The sequence below is a fragment of the Hyphomicrobium sp. genome, from assembly GCF_035572195.1.
Classification (GTDB): Bacteria; Pseudomonadota; Alphaproteobacteria; order Rhizobiales; family Hyphomicrobiaceae; genus Hyphomicrobium_B.
Window position 1 is genome coordinate 1 of the sequence record NZ_DATNBA010000108.1, and the last position, 6228, is coordinate 6228.

At 60.9% G+C, this 6228-nt stretch carries 8 protein-coding genes and 1 pseudogene; 5 read left to right on the forward strand and 4 right to left on the reverse strand.

Features of this window, described 5'->3' with window-relative positions; all coding sequences use genetic code 11:
- Positions 1-234: pseudogene (prfB, locus tag VN623_RS08970) on the forward strand (peptide chain release factor 2); the annotation flags it as partial.
- A 65-nt stretch (positions 235-299) separates the two neighbouring features.
- On the opposite strand, the gene VN623_RS08975 reads toward prfB, so the two are convergent.
- Positions 300-590: a hypothetical protein gene (locus VN623_RS08975; protein WP_325570236.1), complete on the reverse strand. Its 291-nt coding sequence runs from the start codon at positions 588-590 to the stop codon at positions 300-302.
- A gap of 123 nt (positions 591-713) precedes the next feature.
- On the reverse strand, positions 714-1103 hold the full coding sequence (locus VN623_RS08980; RefSeq protein ID WP_325570238.1) for a tautomerase family protein: 390 nt from the start codon (positions 1101-1103) through the stop codon (positions 714-716).
- A 205-nt stretch (positions 1104-1308) separates the two neighbouring features.
- On the opposite strand from VN623_RS08980, the gene VN623_RS08985 reads away from it, so the two are divergent.
- The 4 genes from VN623_RS08985 (at position 1309) to VN623_RS09000 (ending at position 4615) form a co-directional block, all read left to right on the forward strand.
- Complete coding sequence (locus tag VN623_RS08985; protein ID WP_325570240.1) at positions 1309-2205, forward strand: class I SAM-dependent methyltransferase; 897 nt, start codon at positions 1309-1311, stop codon at positions 2203-2205.
- Entirely contained in the window at positions 2202-3014 is an 813-nt protein-coding gene (locus VN623_RS08990) for an RNA methyltransferase (RefSeq protein WP_325570242.1), read from the forward strand. Before VN623_RS08985 ends, VN623_RS08990 begins: the two co-directional genes overlap by 4 nt.
- Positions 3015-3016: 2 nt before the next feature.
- Complete coding sequence (locus VN623_RS08995) at positions 3017-3955, forward strand: 50S ribosomal protein L11 methyltransferase (RefSeq protein WP_325570244.1); 939 nt, start codon at positions 3017-3019, stop codon at positions 3953-3955.
- A 66-nt stretch (positions 3956-4021) separates the two neighbouring features.
- A complete protein-coding gene (locus VN623_RS09000; protein ID WP_325570246.1) occupies positions 4022-4615 on the forward strand; it encodes an NnrU family protein in 594 nt (197 codons plus the stop codon).
- 7 nt (positions 4616-4622) lie between these two features.
- On the opposite strand, the gene VN623_RS09005 is transcribed toward VN623_RS09000, so the two are convergent.
- The gene (locus tag VN623_RS09005) at positions 4623-5249 is read right to left on the reverse strand and encodes a hypothetical protein (protein ID WP_325570248.1); all 627 of its coding nucleotides are present in this window, start codon (positions 5247-5249) and stop codon (positions 4623-4625) included.
- The coding region (locus tag VN623_RS09010) for a sialidase family protein (protein ID WP_325570250.1) at positions 5246-6228 on the reverse strand (983 nt) is incomplete at its 5' end. The genes VN623_RS09005 and VN623_RS09010, both read right to left, overlap by 4 nt.

Below are 6228 nucleotides of genomic sequence, written 5' to 3' on the forward strand. Positions count from 1 at the left end.
CGCGAGGCGAAGGCCAACGCCGATCAGGCAGCCAAGACGGATATCGGCTGGGGCCATCAGATCCGTTCATACGTGCTGCAGCCCTATCAGCTCGTGAAGGATCTTCGGACCGGCGCACAGTCGACGAACCCGGACGAGGTCTTGGACGGCGATATCGATCCGTTCATCGAAGCAGCGCTATCGCAGCGCATCAAGGGCGGCGGCGAAGCAATCGTGGTCGACGACTTGGAGTAGACGAGACTCGTCTCGGCGAATTCCGCGCGCTTTGGCTGCGAATGAGGTCCGTCGCTGCTCCGACGTCAACGGCGGCGTGTCAGCGGTGCCTCGTAGGGCCAGGCGGAAAAGCCGCTCGATGGTGCTGCCGACCAGCCCTGCCCCGCGGGCTGCCCGTTGTCGTTGAAGCCGTTGCCTTGCATGACCCGCACGCTTCCGAGCGGCGCCTGCAACTTCTGTTCCTCGGGATCCTGATACTGCGCGGAGCCATCCGAATTCGTGCCGCCGATTTGTGTCGACTCGAAAGCACTGGCTGCGCCGGGCGCCATGATCGCAATCACGAACGCCGCGGCGGTGATAACCCGATGAATTTGCATATGCCCTCCGGTGCCTAAATCGCCGACCTACGTGCGGGTTAAACGCTGTTTGGGGACGCTTCTAGGCAGAGACGCGCTTTTTCAAAGAGTGTGACCGCGCTGCTACTCTTGTGCGTTAGGCCATTACAACTCGCCGGTCAGGAACTGTGCCCGCCCGAGGCCGAACGACCAGTCCTCATCCTCGCACGTCACCATGTTGACCATCACATCCGTCGGGGCGATGCCGCAGGCTCGTTCGAGTTCTTCCACCAGAAGACGGTAGAAAGTTTCCTTCATCTCTTTCGTGCGCGGACGTGTCGTCACCTGGATGCAGACGAATTTCCCCGTTCGAGGAATGCCAAGGCCGGTGTCTTCCATGATCATGTCGGCGACCGGGTGCTGGTGCACGATTTGATAGCGATCGCGCTCGGGCACACCGAAGGCAGCGAGCATGGATCGATGGATCGCATCCAGCAGAACTTTCAACTCGGCGTCGGTGCGGCCTTCGTAGAGATCGATTCTGAGGAGGGGCATACATGCATCCTTGAGATTGCAATCGAGCAAAGAGGCGGACAATCTCCCTCACCGGTGGACGCCGTCAACTTGTAACAGATGCTCGCGTCGTCGCGGTCAGGAGAAATGCTTCGCAACCGCCATTTGAAGCCCGCGGGATTGCGCGCGTCCGCCACAATCGTGCTAAGCCGCGTTGCCGCTTTCTCATTGGACCGCCCGCCGCCCGATGCCCCCGCCCGACTGCCTGAACCTCATTACGTCCGACGGCTTCTCCGACTACGCGCTTTTGGACTGCGGCGCGGGCCGTAAGCTCGAGCGTTTCGGCAAAATCGTCGTCGACCGACCCGAGCCGCAGGCGCTGTGGCAGCCGCGTCTCGCAAAATCCGAATGGACGAAGGCGCACGCCGTCTTCTCGGCCTCCGGCGAGGACGACGAGAAGGGCAAGTGGCGCATCGACAAGCCGGTTCCGGATGCGTGGCCGGTGCGCATCGATGGCGTCACGATGAATTGCAAGCTCGCAGGGCTCTGGCACCTCGGACTTTTTCCGGAGCAGGAGCCGCACTGGAGATGGATGGTCGAACGGCTCCAGAAAATCAAAGGCGAGACGCCGCGCGTTCTCAATCTTTTCGGGTACACCGGCGCGGCATCATTGGTCGCCGCCAAAGCCGGGGCGGAGGTGACGCATGTCGATGCGTCGAAGAAGGCGATCCAATGGGGCAAGGAAAACCAGGCCGCTTCGAAGCTCGATGCCGCCAAGATCCGCTGGCTGATCGACGATGCGGCGAAGTTTGCGGCCCGTGACGTCAGGCGCGGCAAGACCTATCACATGATCCTCGTCGATCCTCCGAAGTTTGGCCGCGGGCCTGAAGGAGAGGTGTGGGATTTGTTCGCGGACCTACCGGCGCTGCTCGGTGATCTGGCGAAACTCCTGGCGCCGCAAGATGCCGCGATGGTGCTGACGGTTTACGCAATCCGCGCATCTGCCCTGGCATTCGATCAATTGATGCGCGACACGCTTGCCGGCGAAGGCGGCAGCTTCGACAGCGGCGAACTCGCGATCCGGTCGGCGAGCGGGCCGATCGTTCCGACGTCGCTGTTCGTGCGTTGGAGCCAGCACGCATGACGACGCCGAAAATCATAACGAGCCTGACAAACGATCGCGTCAAAGCGATCCGGGCGCTCGAGATGCGCAAGGTGCGCAAGGAAACGGGCCTTTTCGTCGCCGAAGGCGCGTCGCTTCTTGTTACCGCGCGCGACAACGGTTTCGTTCCGGAGACGCTCGTCTATCAGGCCGGTACGGCAGCGAGCGGCATAACGAGCGGGCTCGTGACGCACGCATTGAATTCGGGCGCCGAGGTTCTTGAAGTTTCCGCAGCCGTGCTCGCCAAGCTCGCCTCGAAAGACAATCCGCAGACGCTTCTCGGCGTCTTCCGGCAGCGGTTCGCTGACCCACCGATACCGAAGAAAGTCGGAAATATAGAGACGTGGCTGGCTCTCGAAGAGGTGCGCGATCCCGGCAACCTCGGGACGATCATCCGAACTGCCGATGCCGTCGGATGCTCCGGCGTCATCCTCGTCGGCACGACGTGCGATCCTTATGCCCTCGAGTCGATACGGGCGACGATGGGGTCCATTTTCGCGGTGCCGATCGTCAAGATGGAGCGGTCGGCATTTCTCGGGCTCGCCAAGGATTGGCGCGGCGACGTCATCGGAACGCACCTTGACGGGCGCGAGGATTTTCGCGCCGTGCGTTATCGCGGACCGCAGCTGATCGTCATGGGAGGCGAGGGTCCGGGATTGACGGACGACGTCGCGGCGGCGTGTACGAAGCTCGTCAAGATTCCGATGTCGGGACGTCTCGATTCACTCAACCTCGCAATAGCAACCGCGCTGATACTTTATCAGGTGCGCGGACCTCAGCTGAAGCTCTGACCATGCGCATCGAATATCATAGGACGCTGATTGCCGACCACGTTCGCAACGAGGCGTTTTTTCGCGCGCTGAAGGCCGTCATAGAACCCGGCAAGTCGGTTGTGGCCGATATCGGGGCCGGGACGGGATTGCTCGGCCTGATGGCGTCGAAACTTGGGGCTAAAGAGGTATTTCTGTTTGAGATCGCCGAGGTCGCGGGCGTTGCCGCGGCAGTGTTGAAGGCGAACAAGGCGAAAGCGTGCCATCTCATTCCGTGCCACTCAACGGAGTTTCGCGACAAGCTTGCCGTCGATGTGATCGTGTCGGAAACGCTTGGCAACTACGCGCTTGAAGAAAACATCATCGCGACGCTCGCCGACGCGCGGCGGCGTTTTCTAAAAAGCGGCGGCCACGTCGTTCCGACAGGCATCACGCAGTACATTGCGCCCGTCATTACGCCGCGCATCGACGAAGAACTGAGAGCCTGGCAGGGCGTCGGCCACGACATCAATCTCGCTCCGGCGCAAACGATGACGCTGAACAATGCCTATGTGCGCTTGTTGCAAGCGAGCGAGCTCCTCGGCGGTGGCCGCAGCGCCGTAGCGTGGGACGCCATCGATCTGACGCGCGACACGCGCTCGAAACGAAAAGGCGAGGCCGAATGGCGGCTTTCCAAGCCTCAGACGATCTACGGCTTCGCCACGTGGTGGACGGCCGAACTCGTTCCCGGCGTCACTCTATCGACTGGGCCTCTAACGCCGCGCACGCACTGGGAGCAGCTTTATTTTCCGCTTCTCGATCCGATTGAAGTCAAGTCGCGCGAAGTCGTCGGCGTCGAGCTTCGCTCAAATTCGTCAGAAGCAGGCGGTACGCATCTCGCTTGGGCGGCGATCCACAAGAATGCACAGGGAGGCGTGCTGGCGCGCCAGAGTCTCGACCTCGACAAGGGGTATTTGCCCTAGAGGCGATTGTTACCGCGGGCCATTCGATGTTATGCGGGCCGGACCCTTTGAAGGAGACGCGACGCCATGATGGTGCTGATTGTCGGATTGATCCTGTTCCTCGGAATTCATTTGCTTCCGACCTCGCCGGAGTTACGCACCGGATTGCAGGAGCGAATGGGAACGAACGTCTACAAAGCCGTCTTCTCGCTGCTGTCGCTCGCGGGCTTCATCATCATCGTGCTTGGCTACCACAAGCTGCAGCTTCACCCGGGGAAAAACCCGATCCTGTGGAACCCGCCGGAGTGGACACGGCACTTCGCGGCCGGGCTGATGCTACCGGCGATGGTATTGCTCGTTGCGGCGTTGATACCTTCGAGAATCCGAACGACTATTCGTCACCCGATGCTGTCCGCGATCAAGATCTGGGCGCTGGCGCATCTCATCGCGAACGGCGATCTTGGTGGTGTTCTGCTGTTCGGGTCGTTTCTCGCGTTTGCCGTTTACGACCGCATTTCAGTCAAGAGACGTGGTACGCTCGGCCCGCTCGGGGATACCAAGCCTACAAGCGTCATCAACGATGTGATCGTCGTCGTCCTCGGTGTGGCGCTCTACGCGGCGCTGCTGTTCGGCGGGCACGCCTGGCTGATCGGCGTTTCGCCCTTGCCTGAGCTTGGCTGAGACGCGGTCAGCCGACGAGAGCAGGGGTTGCGACCGGTTTGCGCTTCAGAAGGTTGATCGCGATAGCGACCCATGACCCGATCGCCAGAAACCAGGCGACCGGATCGATAACATAGTCCCAGAGGTTGAGACTTCGCCCGGCGCTCAGCAGGAACCCGAGTATGCCAATGTTCAGGACCAGCGCGACGAGGACATATCGCCGGTAGATCGCGTAGCCGAGAATGGCGGCGAGCAGCAGCGGCAGCAGATAGCCGCTGTATCCGAGGATGTAGGTGTCGTAGTTCAAGAAGCCGATGGCGGCGGGATAGAGCACGAAACCTGCGAGCACCAGCACCGCGGTTCCGAAGCGAAACTCGGGCACCGACTGATAACTGCGTCCGGTTGCCGCCGAAATCGCAAACACGATCATCAGCAAAAGGCCGGGCGCCGATGGGCGTTCGATTGCCGAGACGAGCCAATCGAAAAGCGACCGTCCCGAGATTGTCACGCACGCTGTGAGGATCAATCCGATGAGCCCGGCGCCAATCCGCGCGGCAGGTTTCATTGTCGCGATGCCGGTCAAGGCCGCGAAGGCTGCAAAGATAAGCAGCGTTGCGCTTGCGCGGTCGAGCAGAAAGCCGATGTTCGCCATCATTTCTGTGCCGTGGGAGTTTGAAGGTGGTTTTGCACCCAGGCGCTCGAAACGCGGATGTGATTGATCGTTTTCACGACGCGCGAATAGACGACATCGAACTGTCCGGGTTGAGATTCGATCAAATAGGGATACATCACGAGATCCTCGTCGGATTCATTGACGCGGACGAGAGCTCCGAGCGTCTTCCATTCTTTCCCCTGCAAATCCGAGATGGCGAGCGAGATGTCGTGTTCGACGTTGGGATCGTCATTGAAGGCCAGCATAATGTGCCCGTCGTCGTAGCGGATTGCCGAGAGGGCGCCGCCGGGGTTCGGCAGGTTCGTCGCTTCCGGTAGCGACCATGTCTGGCCGCCATCGCTCGTTCGCGACACGCGAACCGTTTTCGGAGAACTGCTTCTCAACCGGCGTATGAAGGCGACGGCTGTCGTCGGCCCCGTGACGATGATCGAAGGCTGATAGCCCACCTTGCCGCCATTGCCCATGCGGCGCCTGTCGACGACGCGTCCATTCTCATTGAGCACCAGCATCACCGGAAATTTCTGGTTCATCTCCTGGTAGGCGGGCAATCCGATGCGGCCGCCGGAAAGAAGCACCGGCGGCGATTTCGTCAGATGCGACATGTTCAGGAAGGGTGACGCGTAGAGCCGTTCGGCGGGCCCCCAAGTCAATCCGTTGTCGAGGCTGCGCATCAGCAATATTTCGGACGTCGCCCAGCCGGAGAGACGCGATACGGAAAAGAAGAGCCAGATTTCGTTGGGGGAGCGCCGGAATGGAACCGGGTTGGCGACGGATTTGATCGTCAAGCCGATGTCGCGGCTGACGGTGCTGCTGTTCGTTACGACGGTCGTTGGCGACCAGTGCGATCCATCATAGGACGACGAAATGAGTTGGCCGTCGGCAGCGCCTTCATATTTCGCGCGGTACCAGAATGCCAACAGACCAGTCGGCGTCGCGACGAGTGACGCGCCGTGGACGAAGT

Coding starts and splice junctions, on each gene's coding strand:
- VN623_RS08990 (WP_325570242.1), top strand. CDS start 2,202: ATGACGACGCCGAAAATCATAACGAGCCTGACAAACGATCGCGTCAAA.
- VN623_RS08985 (WP_325570240.1), top strand. CDS start 1,309: ATGCCCCCGCCCGACTGCCTGAACCTCATTACGTCCGACGGCTTCTCC.
- VN623_RS08995 (WP_325570244.1), top strand. CDS start 3,017: ATGCGCATCGAATATCATAGGACGCTGATTGCCGACCACGTTCGCAAC.
- VN623_RS08980 (WP_325570238.1), bottom strand. CDS start 1,103: ATGCCCCTCCTCAGAATCGATCTCTACGAAGGCCGCACCGACGCCGAG.
- VN623_RS08975 (WP_325570236.1), bottom strand. CDS start 590: ATGCAAATTCATCGGGTTATCACCGCCGCGGCGTTCGTGATTGCGATC.
- VN623_RS09005 (WP_325570248.1), bottom strand. CDS start 5,249: ATGATGGCGAACATCGGCTTTCTGCTCGACCGCGCAAGCGCAACGCTG.
- VN623_RS09000 (WP_325570246.1), top strand. CDS start 4,022: ATGATGGTGCTGATTGTCGGATTGATCCTGTTCCTCGGAATTCATTTG.